Annotated in this window: 17 protein-coding genes and 1 pseudogene; 2 read left to right on the top strand and 16 right to left on the bottom strand. The window is 64.5% G+C overall.

From position 1 onward, the window contains the following. Positions 1-100: 100 nt before the first annotated feature. The 9 genes and pseudogenes from metE to AC1VNM_RS25495 all read right to left on the bottom strand — a co-directional run bounded on the left by metE (position 101) and on the right by AC1VNM_RS25495 (position 13,530). Positions 101-2,392, bottom strand: a complete 2,292-nt coding sequence (gene metE, locus AC1VNM_RS25535) for a 5-methyltetrahydropteroyltriglutamate--homocysteine S-methyltransferase (protein ID WP_483108763.1) — start codon at positions 2,390-2,392, stop codon at positions 101-103. Positions 2,393-2,591: 199 nt separating this feature from the next. Next, a complete protein-coding gene (locus tag AC1VNM_RS25530) occupies positions 2,592-3,455 on the bottom strand; it encodes an isocitrate lyase/PEP mutase family protein (RefSeq protein ID WP_377157869.1) in 864 nt (287 codons plus the stop codon). 60 nt (positions 3,456-3,515) lie between these two features. Next, a complete protein-coding gene (gene prpF, locus AC1VNM_RS25525) occupies positions 3,516-4,736 on the bottom strand; it encodes a 2-methylaconitate cis-trans isomerase PrpF (protein WP_483108762.1) in 1,221 nt (406 codons plus the stop codon). Between the two features lie 36 nt (positions 4,737-4,772). Beyond that, on the bottom strand, positions 4,773-7,421 hold the full coding sequence (acnD, locus tag AC1VNM_RS25520; protein ID WP_483108761.1) for a Fe/S-dependent 2-methylisocitrate dehydratase AcnD: 2,649 nt from the start codon (positions 7,419-7,421) through the stop codon (positions 4,773-4,775). Between the two features lie 51 nt (positions 7,422-7,472). After that, a complete protein-coding gene (gene prpC, locus AC1VNM_RS25515) occupies positions 7,473-8,645 on the bottom strand; it encodes a bifunctional 2-methylcitrate synthase/citrate synthase (RefSeq protein ID WP_483108760.1) in 1,173 nt (390 codons plus the stop codon). Positions 8,646-8,693: 48 nt separating this feature from the next. Next, the gene (locus AC1VNM_RS25510) at positions 8,694-9,155 is read right to left on the bottom strand and encodes an acyl-CoA thioesterase (RefSeq protein ID WP_483108759.1); all 462 of its coding nucleotides are present in this window, start codon (positions 9,153-9,155) and stop codon (positions 8,694-8,696) included. Between the two features lie 339 nt (positions 9,156-9,494). Continuing rightward, positions 9,495-11,609, bottom strand: coding sequence for a hypothetical protein (locus AC1VNM_RS25505; RefSeq protein ID WP_483108758.1), 2,115 nt, complete (start codon positions 11,607-11,609; stop codon positions 9,495-9,497). A gap of 193 nt (positions 11,610-11,802) precedes the next feature. Further along, positions 11,803-12,750 (bottom strand): annotated as a pseudogene (locus tag AC1VNM_RS25500) (IS481 family transposase). A 168-nt stretch (positions 12,751-12,918) separates the two neighbouring features. After that, entirely contained in the window at positions 12,919-13,530 is a 612-nt protein-coding gene (locus tag AC1VNM_RS25495; RefSeq protein ID WP_483108757.1) for a hypothetical protein, read from the bottom strand. 418 nt (positions 13,531-13,948) lie between these two features. Here AC1VNM_RS25495 and AC1VNM_RS25490 point away from each other — a divergent pair, with 418 nt between their 5' ends. Next, positions 13,949-15,751, top strand: a complete 1,803-nt coding sequence (locus AC1VNM_RS25490) for a DEAD/DEAH box helicase (RefSeq protein WP_483108756.1) — start codon at positions 13,949-13,951, stop codon at positions 15,749-15,751. Between the two features lie 960 nt (positions 15,752-16,711). Here AC1VNM_RS25490 and AC1VNM_RS25485 read toward each other — a convergent pair. The 3 genes from AC1VNM_RS25485 to dctP are packed head-to-tail and all read right to left on the bottom strand — an operon-like array spanning position 16,712 to position 19,687. Next, complete coding sequence (locus AC1VNM_RS25485; protein WP_483108755.1) at positions 16,712-18,076, bottom strand: TRAP transporter large permease; 1,365 nt, start codon at positions 18,074-18,076, stop codon at positions 16,712-16,714. Further along, positions 18,073-18,660: a TRAP transporter small permease gene (locus tag AC1VNM_RS25480; RefSeq protein ID WP_377157880.1), complete on the bottom strand. Its 588-nt coding sequence runs from the start codon at positions 18,658-18,660 to the stop codon at positions 18,073-18,075. Before AC1VNM_RS25480 ends, AC1VNM_RS25485 begins: the two co-directional genes overlap by 4 nt. A 7-nt stretch (positions 18,661-18,667) precedes the next feature. Next, a complete protein-coding gene (dctP, locus tag AC1VNM_RS25475; protein ID WP_377157882.1) occupies positions 18,668-19,687 on the bottom strand; it encodes a TRAP transporter substrate-binding protein DctP in 1,020 nt (339 codons plus the stop codon). Positions 19,688-19,988: 301 nt separating this feature from the next. Between dctP and AC1VNM_RS25470 the strand changes: the two genes are divergently transcribed. Beyond that, positions 19,989-20,480, top strand: a complete 492-nt coding sequence (locus AC1VNM_RS25470; RefSeq protein WP_483108754.1) for a cupredoxin domain-containing protein — start codon at positions 19,989-19,991, stop codon at positions 20,478-20,480. Between the two features lie 11 nt (positions 20,481-20,491). On the opposite strand, the gene AC1VNM_RS25465 is transcribed toward AC1VNM_RS25470, so the two are convergent. From AC1VNM_RS25465 to AC1VNM_RS25450, 4 genes are all read right to left on the bottom strand, one after another. Next, positions 20,492-21,292: an HvfC/BufC N-terminal domain-containing protein gene (locus AC1VNM_RS25465; RefSeq protein ID WP_483108753.1), complete on the bottom strand. Its 801-nt coding sequence runs from the start codon at positions 21,290-21,292 to the stop codon at positions 20,492-20,494. Beyond that, entirely contained in the window at positions 21,289-22,158 is an 870-nt protein-coding gene (bufB, locus tag AC1VNM_RS25460) for an MNIO family bufferin maturase (protein WP_483108752.1), read from the bottom strand. The genes AC1VNM_RS25465 and bufB overlap by 4 nt, the downstream gene beginning before the upstream one ends. Before the next feature lie 4 nt (positions 22,159-22,162). After that, complete coding sequence (gene bufA2, locus AC1VNM_RS25455; protein ID WP_377157890.1) at positions 22,163-22,447, bottom strand: BufA2 family periplasmic bufferin-type metallophore; 285 nt, start codon at positions 22,445-22,447, stop codon at positions 22,163-22,165. A gap of 278 nt (positions 22,448-22,725) precedes the next feature. Further along, complete coding sequence (locus tag AC1VNM_RS25450; protein WP_483108751.1) at positions 22,726-24,507, bottom strand: glycoside hydrolase family 16 protein; 1,782 nt, start codon at positions 24,505-24,507, stop codon at positions 22,726-22,728. Positions 24,508-24,652: the final 145 nt, after the last annotated feature.

The raw sequence follows: 24,652 nt of genomic DNA, 5'->3' as shown, positions 1-24,652 counted from the left end.
TGAGGCTGCTGGCCCTCACCCCTGCCCTCTCCCGCAAGCGGGAGAGGGAGTGAGAAGGGCGCCGGCGTGGCTCGCTCTCCCGCTTGTGGAAGAGCGAAATTCAGACCGACTGCCGCAGGGTCCTCGCCGCCGCGACCATGTTGGTCAGCGCCGGGATCACCTCCGCCCACTGACGGGTCTTGAGCCCGCAGTCCGGATTCACCCAGAGGCGCTCGGCGGGGATGCGCTCCGCCGCCTTGCGCATCAGCTGCACGATGTGCTCCTGCGTCGGGATGTTGGGCGAGTGGATGTCGTAGACGCCCGGGCCGATCTCGTTCGGGTACTTGAAGTCGTCGAACGCATCGAGCAGCTCCATGTCCGAGCGCGAGGTCTCGATCGTGATCACGTCCGCGTCCATGTCGGCGATGGACGCGATGATGTCGTTGAACTCCGAGTAGCACATGTGCGTGTGGATCTGCGTCTCGTCCGCCACGCCGTTGGCGGTGATGCGGAAGGACTCGACGGCCCAGTCCAGGTACTCGCTCCACTGCGACTTGCGCAGCGGCAGTCCTTCGCGCAGCGCGGCCTCGTCGATCTGGATCACGCGCACGCCGGCCCGCTCCAGGTCCAGCACCTCCTGCCGGATCGCCAGCGCGAGCTGCTTGCACGACACCGAGCGCGGCTGGTCGTCCCGGACGAAGGACCAGTTCAGGATGGTCACCGGCCCGGTCAGCATGCCCTTCATCGGCTTGTCGGTCAGCGATTGCGCGTAGCGGGTCCACTCGACCGTCATCGCCTTCGGGCGGCTGATGTCGCCGAACAGCACCGGCGGCTTCACGCAGCGCGAGCCGTAGCTCTGCACCCAGCCGAACTGCGTGAACACATAGCCCTCGAGCTGCTCGCCGAAGTACTCGACCATGTCGTTGCGCTCGGCCTCGCCGTGCACGAACACGTCCAGCCCCAACGCTTCCTGCTCGTTGACGCTGCGCTCGATCTCGGCGCGCATTGCCGCCTGGTAGCCGGCCTCGTCGAGGCGGCCGGCCTTGTACTCGCTGCGCGCGTGGCGGATCTCGCCGGTCTGCGGGAACGAGCCGATGGTCGTCGTCGGGAAGGCGGGCAGCTTCAACAGCGCGGCCTGCTTCGCGGCGCGTTGCGCGTAGGCGGTCTGTCGTTGACCGAGCCTGGCATCGATCGCGGCGACCGCGGCCTTCACGGCGGGGTTGTTGACGCGCGGCGAGCGGCGGCGCGCTTCGACGGCATTGCGGTTGGCGTCGAGCTCGGCCTGCACCGAAGCGCGGCCGCCCTTGATCGCGCGACCGAGCAGGTCCAGCTCCGCCAGCTTCTGCAGCGCGAAGGCGAGCCAGGACTTCACTTCGGCATCGAGCTTCTGCTCGCTCGCGAGGTCCACCGGCACGTGCAGCAGCGAGCACGACGGCGCGATCCACAGGCGCTCGCCGAGCGTCGCGGCGACCGGCTCCAGCCAGTCGAGCACGGCATGGAGATCGCTCTTCCAGATGTTGCGGCCGTTGATCACGCCCAGCGACACCACGCGATCCGCAGGCAGCGCCGCTGTCAGCGCGGAGACTTCGTCGCGCGCATTGACGGCGTCCAGGTGGATGCCCTGCACCGGCAGTCCGGCGGTCAGCGCCAGGTTGTCCTTGAGCTGGCCGAAGTAGGTGGCCAGCAGCAGCTTCACACCTGACCCCGCCAGCGCCGCGTAGGCGGTCTTGAACGCCTGCGCCCAACCGGCTTCGAGGTCGGTGACGAGGATCGGTTCGTCGATCTGCACCCACGCCACGTCTTGCGCGGCGAGCGTCTTCAGCAGCTCCGCGTAGACCGGCAACAGCTTGGGCAGCAGCGCGAGGCGGTCGGAGTCATCCTTCGCCTTGCCCAGCGCCAGGTAGGTCATCGGACCGACGATCACCGGCTTGGCCTTCACGCCTTTCACCCTCGCCTCGAACAGCTGCGCCAGCAGGCGCGAGGCGTCGAGCTTGAAGGTCGTGGACGCATCGAACTCCGGCACGATGAAGTGGTAGTTGGTGTCGAACCACTTGGTCATCTCGCCGGCGGCGACACCGCCGCAGCAGTGCGCGTGCGCCTCGGTGCTCTCGGCGGAGCGGCCGCGGGCGACGCGGAAGTAGTTGTCCAGCGTGTCGCCGTGGAAGTCGCGCACGCGCTGCGGCAGGTTGCCGAGCGTGAAGCTCATGTCCAGCACCTGGTCGTAGAACGAGAAGTCGCCGACAGGCACCAGGTCCAGCGCCTGCTGGTCGGCCCAGTGCTTCGCACGGAGCTGGGCGCCCAGGGCGAGGAGTTCATCGCGCGTGGACTGGCCCTTCCAGTAGGCCTCCTGGCCGAACTTCAGTTCGCGCCTGGCGCCGATACGAGGAAAGCCGAGGTTGTGGATCGTGGTCATGGCGAGGCTCCCTCCCGGGAGATCAACTGCTGAAAGGTCCCGAAGCGTAGGGACCGTTCTCCATGACGTAAAACGATATTAATTCAAGAAGACGTGAATGGGATTCATCGGCCTGCGGAGCCCGCCAGGCTCGGTCCTCTTTCCCCCTCTCCCGCTTGCGGGAGAGGGTGGGGGTGAGGGCTGAGGGCCGTCGAAGTACTCAGGTGTACTTCTTCTCCAACGCATCCCACTCCGGCTTGCCCACCAGGCGCTGGCGCTCGGCGAAGGGCACGACCAGGTTGGGATCCTCATCGATGCGGCGCTGCGTCTTGAGCACGCCCAGCGCCTTCTGCATCCCGGCCACTGCGCCCTGCAGCGCGGCATTGGCATACAGCACGACGCCATAGCCCATCTGCTGCAGCTCGCTCGCATCGGTGATCGGGGTCTTGCCGCCGATGACCATGTTCATCAGCTGCGGCGTCGACAGGCGCTGCGGCAGCGCGCGGATCTCCTCCGCCTTCGTGACCGCCTCGACGAAGAGGATGTCGGCGCCCGCCTCGGCGAAGCGCTGCGCGCGCTCGATCGCGGCCTCGAAGCCCTGCGTGGCGCAAGCGTCGGTGCGGGCCATGATCAGGAAGTCCGGGTCACGACGCGCATCCACCGCCGCCTTGATCTTGCTCACCGCTTCCTCGGTCGAGATGACCTCCTTGCCGCTGAAGTGGCCGCAGCGCTTGGGCGCGACCTGGTCCTCGAGCTGGATGCAGTCCGCGCCGGCGCGTTCGAGCACGCGCACGGTGTGGCGCACGTTCAGCGCGTTGCCGAAGCCGGTGTCGGCGTCGACGATCAGCGGCAGGTTCACCGCGTCGCGGATGCGCGCGGTGTGGTCGGCGATCTCCGACAGGCCCATGAAGCCCTGGTCCGGCAGGCCGAACCACATGTTGGTCACGCCGGCGCCGGTCACGTAGATCGCCTCGAAGCCGAGGTCCTCGATCACCTTCGCGGACAGCGCGTTGAAGGCGCCGGGCACCAGCACGCCACGGCGTTCGTTCACCAGCGCGCGCAGCGTCTTGCGGGTCGATGTCATGTCAGTTCTCTTTGATTGTCTGGATTCGTTGAATGCCGATGGCGACGTCGATGCCGACGATTACAGCGCCTCGGCGGGCACGCGCACGGTGCCCTCCATCAGGATGCGGGCGCTGCGGCTCATCACCGCCTGCGTCACGCGCCATGGGCCGCCCGGGCCGCCTTCCTGGACCGCTTCCGCGCCGACGCGCAGCGTGCCCGACGGATGGCCGAAGCGCACCGCCGGCAGCGCCTTGCCGCCCGCGGCCTCGCACACCAGCGTGCCGGGGATGGCGGCCGCGGTGCCGATGGCCACCGCCGCCGTGCCCATCATCGCGTGGTGCAGCTTGCCCATGGACATCGCGCGCACCAGCACGTCGATGCTGCCGGCCTCGACGGTCTTGCCGCTCGACGAGCGGTAGGTCGACGGCGGCGCGACGAAGGCCAGCTTCGGCGTGTGCTGACGGGTCTTCGCCTCGTCCAGCGTCTTGATCAGGCCCATGTGCAGCGCGGCGTGCGCGCGGATCGCCTCCAGGCGCTTCAGCGCCGCGGCGTCGCCGTTGATCGCGTCCTGCAGCTCGGTGCCCGAGTAGCCCAAGTCCTTCGCATCGACGAAGACCGCCGGGATGCCCGCGTTGATCAGCGTCGCGCGCAGCTGGCCGCCGGGGACGAGGTCCTCGGGCATCGTCAGCACGTCGACGACGTTCCCGGTCGGGAACAACGCGCCGCCGGCATCGTCGCCATCGGCGTCGTCATTGCCCGGATCGAGGAAGGCCAGTTCGACCTCCGCGGCTGGGAAGGTCACGCCGTCGAGCTCGAAGTCGCCGCTCTCCTGCACCTGCCCGTCGCGCATCGGTACCTTGGCGATGATGGTCTTGCCGATGTTGGCCTGCCAGATGCGCACGGTGGCGATGCCGTCGCGCGGCAGCGTCGAGGCATCGATGAACCCCGCCTGGATCGCGAACGGACCGACCGCCGCGGACAGGTTGCCGCAGTTGCCGGACCAGTCGACCAGCGCGGTGTCGATCGCCACCTGTCCGAACAGGTAGTCGACATCGTGACCGGGCCGCGTGCTGCGCGAGATGATCACCGTCTTGCTGGTGCTCGACGTGGCGCCGCCCATGCCGTCGATCTGCTTGCCGTAGGGATCGGGACTGCCGATGACGCGCATCAGCAGCCGGTCGCGCGCGGCGCCCGGCACGCGCGCGGCCTCGGGCAGGTCGTCCAGGCGGAAGAACACGCCCTTGCTGGTACCGCCCCGCAGGTAGGTCGCGGGGATCTTCACTTGAGGGAGAAAGCTCATTGCTGTGTCCGTCGTTGTTGCGGGCCTGAGCGGCGCTCAGGCCGCTTCGGCTGCCGCCAGGAAGTCCTGCGCGAAACGCTGGAGCACGCCGCCGGCCTGGTAGACCTCGATCTCCTCGGCGGTGTCGAGGCGGCAGCGCACCGGCACTTCGATGCGCTCGCCGTTGCGGCGATGGACGATGACCGTCAGCGTCGCGCGCGGCGAAAGCGCGCCCGACACGTCGTAGGTCTCCGAGCCGTCCAGGCCGAGCGTCAACCGCGTCGTTCCGGCGAGGAACTCCAGCGGCAGCACGCCCATGCCGATCAGGTTGGTGCGGTGGATGCGCTCGAAGCCTTCGGCCACGATCGCTTCCACACCGGCCAGGCGCACACCCTTGGCCGCCCAGTCGCGCGACGAGCCCTGCCCGTAGTCCGCGCCGGCGATGATGATCAGCGGCTGGCGGCGGTCCATGTAGGTCTCGATGGCTTCCCACATGCGCACGACCTGACCCTCCGGCTCGATCCGCGCGAGCGAGCCGGCGATCACGTTGCCATCGGCATCGCGGACCATCTCGTTCTTCAGCGTCGGATTGGCGAAGGTGGCGCGCTGCGCGGTCAGGTGGTCACCGCGGTGGGTGGCGTAGGAGTTGAAGTCCTCCTCCGGCAGGCCCATCTTGGCGAGGTACTCGCCGGCGGCCGAGTCCAGCATGATCGCGTTGGACGGCGACAGGTGGTCGGTGGTGATGTTGTCCGGCAGCACCGCCAGCGCGCGCATGCCGCGCAGCGTGCGTTCGCCGGCCAGCGCGCCTTCCCAGTAGGGCGGGCGGCGGATGTAGGTCGACTGCGCGCGCCAGTCATACAGCGGCTCGGTCTTGGTGGTCGACGCCGCGGTGATCGCGAACATCGGCTCGTAGACCTTGCGGAACTGCTCCGGCTTCACGCTGCTGCGGACCAGCGCGTCGATCTCGTCGTCCTCGGGCCAGAGGTCCTTCAGGCGGATCTCGCGGCCCTCGACGACGCCGAGCACGTCGCGTTCGATGTCGAAGCGGATCGTGCCCGCGATCGCGTAGGCGACCACCAGCGGCGGCGAGGCCAGGAAGGCCTGCTTGGCGCGCGGGTGGATGCGGCCGTCGAAGTTGCGGTTGCCCGAGAGCACGGCGGTGGCGTAGAGGTCGCGCTCGACGATTTCGCGATCGATGGCGGGATCCAGCGCGCCGGACATGCCGTTGCACGAGGTGCAGGCATAGGCGACAACGCCGAAGCCCAGCGCCTCCAGGTCGCCGAGCAGGCCGGCTTCCTCGAGGTAGAGCGTGACCGCGCGCGAGCCGGGCGCGAGCGAGGTCTTGACCCACGGCTTGCGCGTCAGGCCCAGGCGACGCGCATTGCGCGCGAGCAGCGCCGCAGCGATGACGTTGCGCGGGTTGCTCGTGTTCGTGCAGCTGGTGATGGCCGCGATGATCACGGCGCCGTCGGGCATGCGGCCCGGCTCTTCGGTCCACGGGCCGGCGATGCCGCGCTCGGTCAGCGCGGAGGTCGGCAGGCGGCGGTGCGGGTTCGACGGGCCGGCCATGTTGCGCACGACGCTGGCCAGGTCGAACTTCAGCACCCGCGGGTAGACGACGCCGGACAGCGTGTTGCCCTCCCCTGACCACAGGCCGGCGGCCTTCGCGTAGGTCTCGACGAGCTGGACCTGCGACTCCTCGCGCCCGGTCAGGCGCAGGTAGGTGAGCGTCTGCTCGTCGATCGCGAACAGCGCGGCGGTGGCGCCGTATTCGGGCGCCATGTTGGAGATCGTGGCGCGGTCGCCGAGCGTGAGGCTGGAGACGCCTTCGCCGTAGAACTCCAGATAAGCGCCGACGACCTTCTCCTTGCGCAGGAACTCGGTCAGCGCGAGCACCAGGTCGGTCGCAGTGATGCCGGGCTGGCGATGGCCGCTGAGCTCGACGCCGACGATGTCGGGCAGCCGCATCCACGAGGCGCGGCCGAGCATCACGTTCTCCGCTTCCAGCCCGCCGACGCCGACGGCGATCACGCCGAGCGCGTCGACGTGGGGCGTGTGGCTGTCGGTACCGACGCAGGTATCGGGATAGGCCACGCCGCGGTCGACGTGCACGACCGGCGACATCCGCTCCAGATTGATCTGATGCATGATCCCGTTCCCCGGCGGGATCACGTCGACGTTGCGGAACGCCGTGCGGCACCACTCGATGAAGTGGAAGCGGTCCTCGTTGCGGCGATCCTCGATCGCGCGGTTCTTCTCGAACGCCTGCGGGTCATAGCCGCCGCACTCGACGGCCAGCGAGTGGTCGACGATCAACTGCACCGGCACGACCGGATTCACCTTCGCCGGATCGCCGCCCTGATCGGCGATCGCGTCGCGCAGGCCGGCCAGGTCCACGAGCGCGGTCTGGCCCAGGATGTCGTGGCAGACCACGCGCGCCGGGTACCAGGGGAAGTCGCGATCGGCCTTGCCGTCGGCGAGCTGCAGCAGGCTCTCGTCCAGCGTGGCGGGATCGCAGCGGCGCACCAGGTTCTCGGCGTGGACGCGGGCGGTGTAGGACATCCGTTCCCACGCGCCGGGGCGCAGCGCCTCGACGGCGGCGCGCGCGTCGAACCAGTCGAGCGCGGTGCCGGCCAGCGGCTTGCGCCAGGTCTCGTTGAGCGGGATTGCGGAGGCGATGGTGGATGCGGGCGTCGTGGCTGGCATTTCTGAAACTTCTCTCATGCGGTCATCGCGGTCGACGGGGAGCTCCGGTCCTCAGGGACGCTGGGCCAGCGGGACGAAGACCTGATCTTCCGGGCCGGTGTAGACGGCGCTGGGGCGGATGATCTTGTTGTCCTGGCGTTGCTCGATCACGTGGGCGGACCAGCCGCTGGTGCGGGCGATGACGAACAGCGGGGTGAACATGGCGGTGGGCACGCCCATCATGTGATAGCTGACGGCGCTGAACCAGTCCAGGTTGGGGAACATCTTCTTGGCGTCCCACATGGTCTTCTCGAGGCGTTCGGCGATGTCGTACATCTTGGTCGAGCCGGCGTCCTTGGACAGCTGGTGGGCGACCTTCTTGATGACCTCGTTGCGGGGATCGCTGACGGTGTAGACGGGGTGGCCGAAGCCGATGACGACTTCCTTGGCCTCGACGCGGCGGCGGATGTCGGCCTCGGCCTCGTCGGGGGTGTCGTAGCGCTTCTGGATCTCGAAGGCGACCTCGTTGGCGCCGCCGTGCTTCGGACCGCGCAGGGCGCCGATGGCGCCGGCGATGGCCGAGTGCATGTCGGAGCCCGTGCCCGCGATGACGCGGGCGGTGAAGGTGGAGGCGTTGAACTCGTGCTCCGCGTAGAGGATCAGCGAGGTGTGCATCGCGCGTTCCCAGCCCTTGGACGGCGGCATGCCGTGGAGCAGGTGCAGGAAGTGGGCGCCGATGGAGTCGTCGTCGGTTTCGACCTCGATGGAGCGGCCGTTGTGGCTGTAGTGGTACCAGTACAGCAGCATGGAGCCGAAGGAGGCCATCAGCTTGTCGGCGATGTCGCGGGCGCCGGGCAGGTTGTGGTCGTCCTTCTCGGGGAGCGAGCAGCCGAGGGCGGAGACGCCGGTGCGCATCACGTCCATCGGATGGGCGTTGGCGGGGAGGGTTTCGAGCGCGTCCATCACGGCGGCGGGCAGGCCGCGGAGCGACTTCAGCTTGGCCTTGTAGCCGCGCAGCTCGGCGGCATTGGGGAGCTTGCCGTGGACGAGCAGATGGGCGATCTCTTCGAACTCGCAGCGTTCGGCGAGCTCGAGGATGTCGTAGCCGCGGTAGTGCAGGTCGTTGCCGGTGCGGCCGACGGTGCACAGGGCGGTGGTGCCGGCGGCGACGCCGGACAGGGCGACGGACTTCTTGGGCTTGAAGGCGGGGGCGGCTGCCGCGTTCGCGGTCGTGGTGTCGCTCATGGGGATGTCTCCTGGAAGTGGAATCTGGGGGAAGCTGGACGGGCAGGCTCAGGCCTGGCCCGATGGGATCGAGGGTAGCGGCTGCCCGGCGGGCGCGGTGCGAGGGGTGATTCGGCAGGGCTTGCCGCCGTCGACGGCGACCATCTCGAAGGTGGCGCGGAGGACGTCGGAAGGGGCCGCATTGTCGATGCGGGCGTGGACCTCGACGGTCATCGACGTGCCGCCGACGCGGGAGACACGGGAGTGGATGTGGAGGACCGAGCCTACCGGGACCGGGGCGAGGAACTGCACGTCCTTGACCGCGACCATGACGATGTCCTGGTGGCAGAAGCGCGCGGCAACCATGTGGGCGTTCTGGCCGAGCCAGGACAAGGCCTCAGGGCCGAACAAGGTTCCGTAGTGGTTCGCGTGACGCGGCAGCACCAGCTCGCTGCGAAGCATCTCCGTCGAAGAAGCGCTCGACAGCGCAGTAGGCCAGTCCATTGCGGGTTGTGAAATGAGGAAGTTCACAATGTTCGCAGCGGATGGCCAGACGGGCAACGATGAAGTTGTGGTGGATTGCGAAGGTGGCAGGCCTGGTTTGCGAAACTTGTGAAGTTCCGGCTCTGCCCGCCAAATTCTAGAAATGTCTACGAGCGCAGACTTTTCGCAGTTTTCGACGCCAAAAAATCAAAAATGTCTACGAGCGTAGGCACAACCTGACCCCAAGCATGGAGCGCACGTCAGTTCACCAGGAGCAGCTTGTAGCCTCATGGACGCGCCTCACACACAGAATTCCTGACACTTCCCAGCATCGACGCGTCCACGCAGTTGGGGGCCAGGCGGTGCGGCGTGGTCCTGGAAGCTCTCTCAGTCCAGCTGCACCCTCAACTTGTCCTTGTAGACGCGCAGGCGTGCTTCCGCTCTGTCGATGAAGTGCTGGTACAGGAGCACCTCGGTGTACAGCTCACCGTAAGACCTGCCTGTCGCAAAATCTCGCAACTGGTCGCTCTTGAAGAATCCGCGACCGTCCGCAAACTGCGTATATCCCGGGTCCATCCGGTTCGGATCAATTGTGCAGCCGATCAAATAACCGTAGAACTTCTTGATCCGCCCGCTGGATTTGGCCGCCAGCAGCCGGGCGTACTGAGCCAGGTCGGGGATATGTTCCTGAAGGCCGACATCTGGGGCTTTGAACTCGATGATGATGGCGGAGCCCTCTTTCGTGAAGAGCGCGATGTCCGGCCGCTTCGCATCATGGTTCTTATTGTTCGAGGTGAATAACTTCTCCAAGCTTTCGTCAATATCCGGCTCAAACATATTCTCTGTGGCCGTCCATTTGATGGCCTTCAGCGGCTTGTCCGAAGCGATGTATTCGAAGTATTGATACTCTTCGTTCAGCAGCCAGATGTCGTGTTCTGCAGTTTCAGTGGAGTCCTTCCCCATGGGAAAGAAGATGTTGTGGATGATTCGCTCGTTTTCATTCCTCTTGCCCGGCTCCTGCGCTTGACAGCTGAGTAGGCCACCCACGGCCATGCCGAGCACCTCAATCATTGCGCTCCGACGGACCACCAGTTGGGACAGATTCGTCATGTCCATCTTCTTGATGGAGCTGGTATATTTCCAGGCGAGCTCTTCCACTTTCACCCTGAAGTCGGTGGAGCGCGGGTCCAATTTCGACAGCTCGTCCTTCATCTTGAAAAGGTTCGAAGTGTCGCCGACGATTTCCTCCTGTAGCTTCTTCAGGACACGGCGCGCAATATTTTCTTCATTGTCGCCGTAGTGAATCTTGATATTTGTAGCCTCCATCATTTGACGGGTGATGCCGAATCGCTGTTCGGTGGAGCGAACCAAAACATCCTTGTCGAAATCTGGCGGCGTGATGATCTGGAAGACATAGTCTTCGAGAGAACTGACGACATCCTCTAAGGAGAACTCCTCCTTCAGCGTGTCGTTCTCGGTGCAGGTGCTCGGGATGTTGAAGCCGTCCCGCTGTTGGTTCACCTTCTCCTCGAGGAGATCGCTCTCCACTAGAAGCAACTCGAAGTGGCCGGCCGTTGGTCGCTTACGGTCAATAGCATTCCGCAGATAGCGCCTGGTAATCTGTTGCACCACCGCAGAATTGGCGCAGAGGGCCACCTCGTGCTGGAAGTTGGGGAAGATATTCTCCGAGAATGAGTAGCGGGTAACCAGCAGCGTGGGCCCCGAACGCGATTCCTTTCCGTGCACGCAGATCAGAGGGAGGCGCTTGACCTCGCCAGCCGGTTCCGGCAAAACCTTGTCGTCAATGAACTCGGTTTCGACAACATCCCCATAACGGGACTCCACTTCGATCTTGAAATCCCCGATAAGCTTCTTCAGGATGATGAGCCGCTGAAGAAACGAGGTGTACAGATGGCCGGCGATCGCTTTAGCCGAGAAAATCTTGGGTACTGAGGGCTCAGTGGCCTTCTGCTCCGACGTGAGGGCACTTTGCCTGCGGCCTTTGAGAGTGAACTCGGTGGCCACCGGGGCGCCGTCTGCTCGCGTTGTGACGAAGGATTGCTCAGAGACTAAGCGAGTCGAGTCGTCGACCTGAAGTTGCCGACGTTCGGTTCTCCCGTCCCGCTCGAAGACGCTGTCGATGGCCATCCGTTCGAAGTGGTGGAAAAACTGGATTCGCCCGGCACCCTTGCACTTGCCAATCCCGGGAATCTGCAGCAAGTCCTTATAGGTGGAATCCTTCGTAACGAAGGCCTTCACCTCATCGTCTCCGAAACCGGCACCGTTATCGGTGCAGGAGAGCTCCACATTGAATCGTGAGTCAAACAAATCAGCATCTGAAATGTCCACGCACACCCTCAATGAGAACGGTGGCGCAGTAGTTAAGCGGCTCCGTCGTATAAGGTATGAGTCGATGGCATTCGAGAGCATTTCCTCAAACACCACGTAGTCGCTGTGATTTACGGCAGTGTTCTTGCGGCCGCCTGGAACGTCGAGTGCCATAGATATTTCTGTTCTATTAAGTGCTGCCCCGTCTCCGCGGAGCCTCCATCCCTTTCGGCAAGATCCCCAGCGACCTGGGTATGTATACCCCGCCACTCGCGATCTGCCGCCTCGATCATCGCTGGTTTTGGGCTCGGCCAACAGCAGCCAGAACGTGGGTGCCGTCATCTGCGTCACTGTGGAGGCGGACCCGCTAGATGTGAAGCGTCGAGACGTTATGCCCTGAAGCATTGAGCCTGGTCATTGGTGCGACGCCACCGATGCCGCTGTGTGGGCGATGCCAGTTGTAGTGGTGCATCCAGCTGGGCAAGGCTGCGGTGCGATGCCTGGAGTTCTGGTATGTCCAGCCATAGGCCCGCTCCCTCAGAGCCGATTGGATGAAGCGCTCAGCCTTGCCGTTGGTCTGCGGTCGATAGGCCCGCGTGAAGCGATGCTGGATGCCCAGGTCCTTGCAGGCAGCTGCGAAGTCGCGCGATCTGAAGGCCGCGCCGTTGTCGGTCAAAGGTCGCTTGAGCCGCACTCCCAACGACGCGTAATGCGCCGCGGCATCGCGCAGGAACTGCACGGCTTGCGGCGTCTTCTCGTCGGGCTGCATCTCCGTGAAGGCGATGCGCGCGTGGTCGTCGACGACGACGAACAGGTTTCCCATCCAGCGCCTTCTACGCGGTCACGGCGGTCGCCGGTGAACGATGCTGGGCCGCACGATTCGCCCGAGCTCCTTGGTGTCGATGTGCAGTAGATCCCCCGGCGCCTCGTGCTCGTAGCGCGGCACAGGCTCGACCGGCTTGAGGTCGCTGAGCTTGGACAAACCCGCACGTGCCAACACACGGCTGACGGTAGATTCAGAGACGCCCACCGAGCGCGCAATGCGCGCTTGCAGCTGGTGCTGACGCCGCAGCTCCACGATCAACAACGCCTTGGCCGGAGAGATCGAACGCGGTGACTTGGCGGGCCTTGAGGACGCATCCTCCAGCGCGGACTCGCCGCCCGCGAGATAGCGGGCCAGCCACTTGCGGGCCGTCGCCGGGGTCACGCCATGCTCGGCGGCGGCATGGGCTAAGGAGAACCCTTCGAAGGTGAGCTGCCGGACCATCTGGAGTCGACGCGCGAAGGTGAGTCGGGCATGCTTGTGGGTGTTCATCCGGCTACTCCCTGAATGACTGGGGGTTTGGCGATTTCCAGTCTCTCAAATTCAGCCCGGCTGAACAGCCGACACAACCTATTGAAGCTTCACATCTAGCTTCCGAAGTTGATTGCTGCTGTCCCGCAGGGAGTCGAATGCGCTACTCCGAAGGTCACTCTTTCCAGATCAGTCGTCCTCGGATCCACTAGCGTCATCATCCGCAATGCGCAACCGGAGCGAGAGTTCGCCAGACTCTAGATCCAGGCTTTCCCGATGATCCTCGCGCCATTTGCGAAGTTTCTCCAGCCGTGCGTCAACGCGGGCGATCTCCACTTCCGCCTCCGTGTAGCCGACTGTTTTACCTCGGGGCCCCCCGACTGGCGTCGAACCAGCCCTCACCATCGCAAGCCTGCTCATGTAGGCCTCGCTCTGCTCAATCTCGGATTGCACCGACTGGAGCATCGTGCTCACAGCGGAAATCTTCGCCGTCTGAGCTGCAAGAAGCACTTGCGTCCGTTGGGCATCCGCCGCTTTCGCCAACTCGTTACGCGTTGCCGCCAACTCTTGTCGCTGCAGTCGAACGGATTCGACGAGCCAACGCAGCGCCAAGAATGCGATGAGTGGATTTGCAAGTCCACCCATGTAGTCCCCAAAGGATCCCCACGCGCCGCGGTCCCCTCCCACCTGCGCGTCTGGAAAGACTACGAATCGCACGACGTAGGCCAGAACGAGTAGAGAAACTGCGGTGATTGCGACCCAGATCGACCAGACCGGGTCTCTCCTCTGCGATTCCTGCATAGCTCCTCCAAGACGCGTTATCTACACTTTTGATAGGACGAATTTTGCAATCGATATCCGACATCGGTTGCGAAAATTTCCATTCAACGATTCCACAGGGAGCTTTTCGAATGTTCCTGGAGGATCGCACTCAGTCTAGGCGGCGTAGGAGTTGTGCAGCCTCATGGACGGCAGCCCAAGCATGCTTTCAGCGACGCTACATCCACAAAGTTGGTGAAGCATCGATTCCGCACACTGCGTATCCTCCTGTATGACTCTCGTCCTGAAAATTGACTTGAGTCGAACTGTTAGTGGGCAAAGGGAGAGACACGCAGTACATCGCACCTGGCCGACTTCTTGGGACCGAAACGTCTGCTGCCTAACTCTGTGCAGCACAGTGCGCAAGGGACCTCCTACCGAATTCGATCACGGGAGCCAGATGACCAATCCCTTTCAAACCCGTCAGCCGTACATTGGCGGAAACCCCCACATTCGCGCCCCTCAGCGCGAGGCCTACGAAGCCTTGCAGAACTACGCAAGTAATCCAGAAGAGAGCGAGCGCGAAGTCGGCATCGTGCTCCCCGTCGGATGCGGCAAGTCCGGCACGATCACCATCACGCCCTTCGCCTTCCGCTCTGCGCGCACGTTGGTTGTCGCGCCGGGCCTTTCTATCGCCGAACAGTTGGCGGCCGACTTCAACCCCAGCAACACAGGGATGTTCTATCAGAAGTGCCAGGTCTTGACGGGCGCGCCCTTTCCAGAGCCTGTGGAGATCCGTGGAACGACAACCAATCGCGCAGACCTAGACGAAGCTCACGTCGTCATCACAAACATTCAGCAGCTGCAGGGCGACAGCAATCGCTGGCTTCAAACGCTGCCCGCTGACTTCTTCGACTTGATCCTATTCGATGAAGGACACCACAGCGTCGCGGAAAGTTGGGCTCTATTGAAGGCTAGATTTCCAAACGCCAAGATCGTCAATTTTAGTGCTACGCCGATGAGAGCCGACGGGCAGATCATGGCAGGGCGAGTTCTGTACTCATACCCGATCTTTCGAGCGATTCAGGCTGGCTATGTCAAGCGCCTCAAGGCAGTTCAATTGAATCCGCGAACGTTGCGCTACGTCCGGCGCGAAAATGGTGATGAGATCGAAGTGAGTCTTGCAGAGGTGCGACGTCTTGGCGAAGAAGATGCGGACTTCCGACGCAGCATCGTGACCTCGGCCGAAACGCTAAACACGATTGTTGACGCTTCCATTCGAGAACTTGAGCGACTGCGAACTGAAACGGGCGACGGCCGCTTGAAGGTCATCGCCTCGGCACTGAACTTTGAACATTGCCGCCAGGTGGTTCAGGCGTATGCCGAACGTGGACGGCGTGCTGGATACGTGCATTCGCGTGAGGACGGGGCGGCCAACCGGCGAGTAATGCAGCAGCTGGAGAACCATCAGCTCGACGTCATAGTGCAGGTTCGAAAACTCGGAGAGGGTTTCGATCATCCCTTCCTTGCGGTCGCGGCGGTTTTCAGCATATTTAGCAACCTGTCGCCCTTCGTTCAGTTCGTCGGTCGCATCATGCGAGTCATCGTCCAGAACGCACCGGAACATGCGCTGAATCAGGGGGTCGTCGTCTTTCATGCTGGAGCGAACATTGCTCGACAGTGGGGTGACTTTCAGCAGTACAGCGAGGCTGACCAGGGCTACTTCGACCAACTGCTGCCGCTTGAGGGTCTCGACCCGAACAATCCTCAGGAGGAACGTGAAGTCACTCCCGCTCCGCGCCCAGCCGACCAGACCGAAGTTCTTGCTCAGACGGAAGTACAGATCGAAGAGCTTCCACTGTTGGAAGAGGATGAGGCGGAGGCAATTCGCCTCTTGCAGGAGCGCGGTTACATAGCTGGCGACTTCGACCCGACGCGCCAGGAACTCCAGCCAGTTGCGGTCACCAAGGTTGCACAGCGGCAGGCCATGCGAAATGGTCTTGACATGCGAATCAGGACTGAAGCGGCACGCATTCTCGATCGTCGCGGCATCAATCCGGCAGGTCAGGAGCTCGACCGCCTTCGTCTGGGCAAGACGAATCTGATCGTGCTGAAGGCCGCAATCGATCGACGTGCCAATGCAGTAGTTGGCGTTACGACTGGGAAACGGCATGAGCTCAATCGTCAACAGCTTGATCTAATTGAGTCAAATTTTTCCCAGATCTCGGCAGATGCAGAAAGAGAGGTTTTCGGTGGCGATTAAGTCTCTGATCTGTCAGGTCGGCATTGACGTCGCCGGAAAGTCACACAACTGCCAAGCCAACAGCCGTCACCGAATAGCAATGGGTGACGTTCGCTTGAAGGTTCGTAATGGACGCAGCTGGGATCACTACTGCACGGACTGCGCTCGAATCATCATTGCTCGCGACATCGCCAAGCTGTCAGAGTTGCAAGAGCTGAAGCCAAACATCGGCGCCGATCAATGATCAGCACCATCAGCAGTGAAATCTAGACAATGCCCAGCGAAGAGGAGTTGATCGCCCATCGGCGCGGCAAATGGTCAATGCCCGGATTACCGCATTCGGGATGGCAATGCGTTGATGTTGAAGATTTGGGCGAACCTCAGGTGCAGTGCGAGATGTGTGAATCGCAGACGATCCGTTACGTCCACCACATGGAGCATCCGTACTATTCAGGCACGATGGCCGTAGGATGTGTGTGCGCCGGCCACATGGAGGGAAGCTTAGCTGCAGCAAGACACCGTGAGGTGTCGATGCGAAGTCGTTCTGGAAAGCGAGCGCGATGGCTTGGTCGAATCTGGAAGACCTCGGCCAAAGGAAATCCGACGATTAAGTCAGATGGTTTTCGTGTCACGATTTATGCGCGCGGTAGCGGATACGGCGCGACGATCGCCGAGGTCGCGGGAATTGGCGTTCAGCACGCGCGAAGGACATTCCCGACAATTGCCCAGGCCAAGCTGGCCGCTTTCGACCACATCACACGCCTACTCGCTCAGGATAGAACGTAGCTCGAAGCCGGACGGCCAGACTCTGCGCGGCCTGTACCAACTCTGTCAGTGGAGCGTCGTTGAGCAGGGCCCTCGATCCGACCAGGGGCGATGCCGCCACCATCGCCCGCGCCCGTTCGCGATTTTCTGAAGGTCGAGTCGCTTCCGACAAAGCCTGAGGCGACTGGGATTTTGGGTGGTCGCTTCATCTACGATTCATTGGTGCGGCGCCACCACCTTCCCCATCACCAAATCCGGCAACCCCGTCGCAATGCTCGGGAAGATGCAGATCAACAGCACCGCCAGCAGCATGAGGACAACGAACGGCAGCACTCCCCAGATGATGTCCCGCAGGTCGATATCCGGCGCAATGTTCTTGATCACGAAGATGTTCAACCCCACCGGCGGGTGAATCAGCCCCGTCTCCATCACGATCGTCATCAGGATCCCGAACCAGATCAGGTCGAACCCCGCCGCCTTCAACGGCGGCAGGATGATGGGCGCGGTCATCAGGATGATGCTGACCGGCGGCAGGAAGAAGCCCAGCAGGATGACCATCAGCAGCACGGCCGCCAGCAGCACCCACTTGGACAGGTGCATGCCGACGATCCACTCCGCCACCGCCTGGCTGATGTGCAGGTAGCTCATCACGTAGGAGAACAGCAGCGACATGCCGATGATGAACATCAGCATCGTCGACTCCTTCAAGGTCGACGTGAGGATGGGCGCCACGTCCCGCGGCCGCCACACACCGTAGATCACCGCGATCAGACCCAGCGCCAGCAGCGCGCCGAGACCCGCCGTCTCCGACGGCGTCGCGAAGCCGCCGTACAGCGCCACCATCACGCCGATCAGCAGCAGCACGAAGGGCACCACTCGCGGCAGCATCTCGAACTTCTGACGCGTGGTGAAGGTCTCCTTCGACAGCAGCGCTGAGGCGGCCCCCGTGCGATTGAATTCGGCCTCGGCCAGCGCGTACTCCTTGCGGTAGCGCAGCGCCGCGTAGGCGGCGAAGAGGACCACCAGCAGCACGCCCGGCGCGATGCCGGCCAGGAACAACCGACCCAGCGACTGCTCCGCCGCCACCGCGTACAGGATCATCGTGATCGACGGCGGCAGCAGGATGCCCAAGGTGCCGCCGGCCGCGATGATGCCGGCCGCGAAACCGGGCGAGTAGCCACGCTTGCGCATCTCCGGAATGCCGGCGCTGCCGATGGCCGAGCAGGTCGCCGGGCTGGAGCCGGCCATGGCCGCGAACAGCGCGCAGGCGAAGACGTTGGCGATGCCCAGCCCGCCGGGGATGCGCCCCATCCAGACGTGCATCGCCGCGTACAGGTCCTGCCCCGCCCGGGACTTGCCGATGGCCGCCCCCTTCAGGATGAAGAGCGGGATGGAGAGCAGCGTGATGCTGGCCATCTCCTCGTAGACGTTCTGCGTGACCGTGTCCAGCGCGGACGCCGGCATGAAGAGGGCCATGAACAGCACCGCCACGCTGCCGAGCGCGAACGCGATCGGCGCGCCCGAGAACATGAACAGCAGCGTGACGATCCCGAACAGCGAGCCGAGGACGAGCATGCTCATGCGCCCACTCCCGAGTTGTTTGCCGAGTTGTTTTTCTTGAAGAGTGCGTTGATGCGGGCGGTCAGTTGAACGAGCAGTTGCAGGCTCAGCAGCGTCATGCCCAGCGCCATCAGGCCGTAGGGGATCCACAGCGGCGGCGCCCATGACGACGAGGTCGTCTGGCCCTCGACCCAGGCCTCGTGGAACAGCGTCCAGGACTTCCACGCGAAGAAGGCGCAGAAGGCCGTGCACATCAGGTCCACCAGCGCCAGGCGCAGGCGGTTGACCGACCGCGGCAGGAGTCCGGCCATCGCCTCGATGCCCACGTGCCCGCGCAAGGACTGGACGAAGGCACCGCAGAGGAAGGTCGCACCGACCAGGCAGAAGACCGCCGCCTCGTCCTGCCAGTCCGTGGACGCCTTCATCACGTAGCGCGAGACGACGCTGTAGGTCAGCACCAGCGAGGCCACCAGCAACGCCAGCATGCCCAGCACGACCACGCCCTGGTTGATGACGTGCAGCAGCCGCGCGAGCGGCAGCAGGACCGCCGGCGTGTCGGGGTCGATGCCGGCGACCGCCGGCTTCAGTTCAAAGCCGTGGCTCATCGCGATCTCACAGCAGCTTCTGGGCGGCCTTGAGGATGCCGGCGCAGGACTCGTTCTTCTCGGCGAAGTCCTTCCACGCGGTGTCGCGCGCAATGGCCTGCCACTTCTTCAGCGTCGCCTCGTCCATGTCGTAGACCTTGGCGCCGGCCTTCGCATAGATCGCGGCTGCGGCCTTGTCATCGGCCTTCGCGGCATCGCGGGCGAAGACTTCCATCTCGGCGCCGACGCCCATGACGATGTCCTGCTGCGCCTTGGGCAGCTTGTTGAAGACCTCCTTGGAGATCATCAGCGGCTCCAGCATGAACCAGTAGGTGCGCTCGCGGCCCGAGGTCAGGTGTTTGGCGATCTCCTCCAGCTTGAAGGAGATGAAGCTGGTGGACGAGGTCATCGCCGCGTCCATCGCGCCGGTCTGCATGGCCGCGTAGATCTCGTTGGACGGCAGCGTGATGACCGACGCGCCGGCCTGCTTCAGCATCATGTCCATCTCGCGGCTGCCGCCGCGCACCTTCAGGCCCTTGGCATCGTCCGGCGTCACCAGCGGCCGCGCGCGGCTGGCCACGCCGCCCGCTTGCCAGACCCAGCTGACGATCATCACGCCCTTGTCGTCCAGCACCTTGGACAGCAGCTTGCCGACCTCCGCCGTCTTCCAGGCCGCGCCCTGCTCATAGCTGGGCACCAACGCCGGCATCAGACCGGCATTGGTCTCGGCCACCTCGCCGCCGGCATAGGACAGCGGCACCAGGCTCATGTCCAGCGCGCCCTTGCGCAGGGCCGAGAACTGGGCGTTGGTCTTCATCAGCGACGAGCCCGGATAGACCGCCGCCTTGAGCGCACCGCCCGAGCGCTTCTCCACCTCGGCGGCGAAACGACGGCACAGCCGGTCGCGGAAATCGCCCTCGGTCAGCGTGCCACTGGGGAACTGGTGGGAGATCTTCAGCGCGCTCGCTTGCGCGTGCGCGGTGGGCAGCCAGACGGCTGCGGCAGTGCCGGCGGCGGCACCCATCAACTGGCGTCGAGTCAGGGTCATGCTTGTCTCCAGGTCCGCCATGGGTGGCGGTATGCGGGCGGAGTGTCAAAGCCGCCCCCGACCCGATCAATCAACCTGGCGTTGCGACCTTTACCTCCGACGGAAGGATCGCGGGCTAACCCTGAGGCCCTGACGGCCCCCCACCCAGAGAGGAAGCTTCACCTGCCAACTGCCGACAAGGTCGAGCGCACGTCTCGCTTGACCTTGCCACAGTGGCAAGGTCCAGCATCCGCGCAAGCTCGTTCGCGGCCATCTCGGTGCCGGCGACGAGCTTCCTGCCCGATGAGAAGGAGAGCCCCCTTTGAAGACATCACCTCTGTTGACGCTGGCCGCGTTGATCGCCGCCACCTCTGTCGCTGTCGCCCACGGCAACGAAGACCACGCCACGCCGCGCAAGTTCGATCCCGCCCAGGTGGAGGTCACCGACTTCGGCCAGGAGGGCAATCCGAAGCGGGTCACGCGCACCATCCAGGTCGACATGGCCGACACCATGCGCTTCACGCCGGCGAGTCTCACCGTCAAGCGCGGCGAGACCGTCCGGTTCGTGGTCCGCAACGGGGGTCAGGTGTTGCACGAGATGGTCCTCGGCACCCGGCAGGCCCTGGCCGAGCACGCTGCGCTGATGCGCAGGTTCCCGGGCATGGAGCACGCCGACGCCAACATGGCTCACGTCAAACCCGGCACGGCCGGCGAGATCGTCTGGCAGTTCACCCAGGCCGGCGAGTTCCAGTTCGCGTGCCTCCTGCCGGGTCACTTCGAAGCGGGCATGGTCGGCCAGTTGGTCGTGAAATGAGCCCACACGGCTCAGCGGACGAGGAACTCCTCGTCCACCCAGCGACGGAGCAGCGTGCCCAGTTCGGCCGCGACGTTCAGTTCAGGTTGGGCCTCGGCCAGGTCCGCACACGTTTCGGCGAAGCTGCGACCCGAGGCCAGCGCATCCAGCGCCTGAGCCTCGAGCGGCCCCAGGCTTCTGAAGTGCGGTGAATGGCCGCGCCGCCAGATCAGCAGGTCCAGCGGCGCGGTCAGCGGCTGCGCGGCCGGCGGCGTCTCGTCGCCGTCGAGCGCCTGCCACAGCGCCAACGTGTTGAAAGACTGCTTCAGGCGCGCGTAGCTGGGCGGCAGCTGGAGTCGCAGGTCGGCCCAGTCCTCGGACGCCAGCGACGCCAGGTCGGCCATCGTGAGCGTCGGCGCATCGGCGGCATCGAAGGCGCTGCGCAGCGACCAGTCCAACGCGGCCAGTTCGGCGATCTCTCCGTCATCCGGCCATCGTTGCCGGAGCCAGTCGGCGAAGTCCGCGCCATACCAGCGCAGACTGAAGTGCTGCGAGCCGTGGACCTCAACGAAGGCCAGCGCCTCGCGCTCGAACCAGTCGTCGCCGAGGTATCGCAGCGTATGCCCGTGGCTGTCCGCCAGCGTCTCGTGCAGCCGCGCGCGATAGGCATGGTGGTAGATGGACAGGCGTCGCTCCGCGGCGATGCCGGGACCCCGACCCAGTTTCGTTTCGATCTGACTGGGTTGCCCGATCAGGTAGGCCTGCAGCGACTGCTGCAGGTCCAGGAGCTGAAGGGGCCGATGGGGGTGAAGGGGCTGCCCGGCGGCGTTCATGCGGCCTTCCTTCCGGCATCGCCGGGCCAGGCGGTCGCAGTGATTACGCGGGCCTGATCGAGTTCCTCCAGCAGCTCCGACAGCGGCGGAATGTGGTCGTCCCGTTCGATCATCGTCGCCACCGGGCCGAATCTTCGGAGCGCCTCGGCGTACAGCTGCCAGACCGGCCCGGCGACCGGCTGGTCATGCGTGTCGATCAGATGATCGCCGTGGTCGCTGTGGCCGGCGACGTGGATCTGCTGCACGCGATCGGCGGGCAACGCATCGAGGTAGGCGAGCGCATCGAATCCGTGGTTCACGGCGCTCACATGGATGTTGTTCACATCGACCAGCAGCAGGCAGTCTGCCCGTCGCGCGACCTCGGCCACGAACTGCGCCTCGCTCAGGCTGGAGTCCGCATAGTCGAGATAGCTGGAGACGTTCTCGACCACCAGTCGGCGGCCCAGCGCGTCCTGCGCCTGACCGATGTTGCGCACCACCACCCGCAGCGCCTCGTCCGTGTAGGGCAAGGGCAGCAGGTCGTGCAGATGGCGACCGTGAACGCCGGTCCAGCACAGGTGATCGGAGACCCACAGCGGCTCGACGCGACGGGCCAGCGACGCCAGCTGCCGCAAGTAGTCCGCATCCAGACCCGCCACGGCGCCCAGGTTCATCGAGACCCCATGCATCACCATCGGAACCTTCGCGCGGATGCCGTCCAGCATGGCCAAGGGCTTGCCGCCGGGCACGAGGTAGTTCTCCGAGATCACCTCCAGCCAGTCGACCGGCTGGGGCCGCTCGAGGAACTCTCGATAGTGCGTGCTGCGCAGCCCCAGGCCGAAGCCCGGGCTCGGCTGCGCGACGCGCGATGCGGGGCCGGGCCTCATGGGCTTACTTCGCGGCCAGATCGCCGATCGTGCCGCCTGCGCTCAGGCACGACGCCGCGCTCATGCCCTTGAAGCTGTGCCCCTTGCAGGCGTTCTGGCCCTTGCAGGCGTTCTCCGTGGTCTTGCAGTCCGCGTTGCCCTTGCACTCGTGCACGCCGTAGCAATGCACCTTGTCGCTGGCGGCCACGGCCAGGCCGCTGCTGCCCTGCGGAGCAGGGGCCGCCTGGACGGACAGCGCGAACAGGGCGGCGGCGGCGGCCAGGGCGGCGGATTGGGTCTTGCTGATCATGGGGTGCACTCCGTAAGAAGGTTCAGGTGGATGAAGCGGAGCGCTCCTGCGCGTTCCGTACCTGTCTATTCGGAGTAGCCGCCGCTGAGGTTACAGCGTCCGGAAAATTTTCTTCGCCGCGCCGTCCCCACGACCGATCGCCGTCGACCGTGGCCGCTGAAGCCGGTCGACATCCAGGCGTCGCAGGCCCAATGACAAAGCCGCCCGAAGGCGGCTTTGCGACAGACCTCTGTCGAAGGGAACGCCTCGGAGAGTTCCGAAGCGCCCCGTTCCAACGTTCACTTCAGCGTATAGCTCTGCTGCGCCGTGTCATACGCGCCGTTGCGCGCCGGGTCCCAGTACGTGAAGTTGAAGCGCACGATGTCGCCCTTCTTCAGACCTGACACCGTGTACGCATTCCCGCTGCCTTCCTTGAGCATGCGCACGTTCAACTGGCCACCGCCGTTGACCGTGTAATGCACGTCGGCCCAGGTGCCCGTCGCCTGCGAGAACTTCACCGTGGTCGCCGTCGGCTGCGTGATGCCGTCGGGCGTGGTGGGCGTGGTCGGCGTCGTCGGGTCTGTCGGCGTCGTCGTTCCCGTATCCCAGTACACATCGTCGATCGCGAACTGGAACGCCTGCGCCGGCAGCTTGGTGTTGTCGCCCGAGAACATGAAGATGTCCGCGATCGACTGCAGCGCGACCTTCGGTCCGATCAGCGTCGAGATCGGCACCGTCGCCGTCGCCCATTCCCCATTGCGCACCAGGCCGAAGGCCGTCGTGTTCGCCGGGAAGTTCACCCAGTTCTGGTTGGTGTAGGTATCGCCGATGCCGATGTTGAACGACACGTTCGCCGGGATCTTGATGCGGAACTTCAGGTTCCCGTTGCGGTAGTTCGTCAGGTCACGCAACTGACGTGCCTGGATGCCGCCGCCGAACCACTGCCCCGGCGTGTTGTAGCTCCACGCGATGACGTTGGTGCCCTCGGCCGGCTGGATGTTGCCCGCGCCGGTCGACGCGCCGTTCCACAGGAAGATGTCGGACGTGCTGCCCGCCTCCAGCTTGTTTGTGATCGTCGTGTTGTCGGTGAACACGCCGAACTTGCCCGCCGCTTCCGGCACGGTCTGGTTGCCCAGCTTCACCTCGCCCTTGCCGTCGAGCTCGTACACGCGGACGTAGTCCACGTACATCGTGCCCGGCAGCGGCGCCGTCACCTGCGAGGGATTCGCCGCGTCGGTGAAGTTGCCGCCCACCGCCAGGTTCAGCAGGAAGTAGTACGGCGCGCGCAAGGCCTCGGTGTTCACCGGCAGCGGCTGGTCGTACATGTCGTGCTCGCCGTCGTTGTCGACGACGGTGAACCGCATCTGGCTTTCCGTCCAATAGAAGCGGTACTTGACGAAGCGGTTCGCGAACGAGACCGTCGGCTTGTACCAGTTCTTGGTCTGCCACGCCGTCGAGGCCGCGCATGATTCATTGCCCGGCACGCAGGCCGCCTGCGCCCAGGTGATCACGTTGGCGCCGACGAAGTAGTCCGGCCCCGGCGCACCCGCGGCGGCCCAGGCCGAGGACTTGTGGCCCAGCTCGGCGATGTCGATCTCGCCCTTGCGCGGCCAGACCTGCGGGCTGGTGCCCAGCAGCCACGCCGCCGGCCACAGACCCGTCTGCAGCTGCGGCGTCGCCATGCGGATCTCGATCATCCCGTACTTGACCTGCACCTTGTTGAAGGAATCGATCTTCCCCGAGGTGAACTCGTTGCTGCCGACGGTCTGCCTCAGCGCCCGGATCGCCAGCGCCCGCGTGCCGGCTTCAAACGGCACGTCGGCGATGGAGAGGTTGTTCGGGCTGTAGTACTCGAGCTCCGCATTGCCGTAGCCGCAGAGATTGATCTGGCAGCCGTTGCCGTCGTACGCCGTCCAGAGCCCGGTGTTCAACGAGGCGCCGTTGAACTCCTCGGACCACAACAGGCGACCGATGGTCGGGTTGGTCACGCTGGCGTCGGCCTGCGCGGCGGCAGTGACCAACAAGCCCAAGGCGGTAGCGCGCAGGATCCCCTGCGCGTCGAAGCGGTTCTGCAATCCCATTCATGTCTCCAAGAGGTGTCGATGGTGTGCGGGAGGGCACCGATCGGCACGGTCCGGCCAGCGCTCTGCGACGCTGGTCCAGGTCCGCGACTTTTCTCCTGCGCCAACCATCCTAGGCAAGAAATGCGGATTCTGAAAGCGCTTT

This window comes from Mitsuaria sp. MSU3D (assembly GCF_056867975.1).
Note: the sequence above shows the minus strand (reverse complement) of the source record. Positions and strands in the feature narration are given on the sequence as shown.

Excerpts from the sequence above, each read along its gene's own strand:
- dctP (WP_377157882.1), bottom strand. The coding sequence starts at position 19,687 with ATGACCCTGACTCGACGCCAGTTGATGGGTGCCGCCGCCGGCACTGCC.
- AC1VNM_RS25480 (WP_377157880.1), bottom strand. The coding sequence starts at position 18,660 with ATGAGCCACGGCTTTGAACTGAAGCCGGCGGTCGCCGGCATCGACCCC.
- bufB (WP_483108752.1), bottom strand. The coding sequence starts at position 22,158 with ATGAGGCCCGGCCCCGCATCGCGCGTCGCGCAGCCGAGCCCGGGCTTC.
- AC1VNM_RS25505 (WP_483108758.1), bottom strand. The coding sequence starts at position 11,609 with ATGGCACTCGACGTTCCAGGCGGCCGCAAGAACACTGCCGTAAATCAC.
- metE (WP_483108763.1), bottom strand. The coding sequence starts at position 2,392 with ATGACCACGATCCACAACCTCGGCTTTCCTCGTATCGGCGCCAGGCGC.
- acnD (WP_483108761.1), bottom strand. The coding sequence starts at position 7,421 with ATGCCAGCCACGACGCCCGCATCCACCATCGCCTCCGCAATCCCGCTC.
- AC1VNM_RS25490 (WP_483108756.1), top strand. The coding sequence starts at position 13,949 with ATGACCAATCCCTTTCAAACCCGTCAGCCGTACATTGGCGGAAACCCC.
- AC1VNM_RS25450 (WP_483108751.1), bottom strand. The coding sequence starts at position 24,507 with ATGGGATTGCAGAACCGCTTCGACGCGCAGGGGATCCTGCGCGCTACC.
- prpF (WP_483108762.1), bottom strand. The coding sequence starts at position 4,736 with ATGAGCTTTCTCCCTCAAGTGAAGATCCCCGCGACCTACCTGCGGGGC.
- AC1VNM_RS25485 (WP_483108755.1), bottom strand. The coding sequence starts at position 18,076 with ATGAGCATGCTCGTCCTCGGCTCGCTGTTCGGGATCGTCACGCTGCTG.
- prpC (WP_483108760.1), bottom strand. The coding sequence starts at position 8,645 with ATGAGCGACACCACGACCGCGAACGCGGCAGCCGCCCCCGCCTTCAAG.
- AC1VNM_RS25530 (WP_377157869.1), bottom strand. The coding sequence starts at position 3,455 with ATGACATCGACCCGCAAGACGCTGCGCGCGCTGGTGAACGAACGCCGT.
- bufA2 (WP_377157890.1), bottom strand. The coding sequence starts at position 22,447 with ATGATCAGCAAGACCCAATCCGCCGCCCTGGCCGCCGCCGCCGCCCTG.
- AC1VNM_RS25465 (WP_483108753.1), bottom strand. The coding sequence starts at position 21,292 with ATGAACGCCGCCGGGCAGCCCCTTCACCCCCATCGGCCCCTTCAGCTC.
- AC1VNM_RS25495 (WP_483108757.1), bottom strand. The coding sequence starts at position 13,530 with ATGCAGGAATCGCAGAGGAGAGACCCGGTCTGGTCGATCTGGGTCGCA.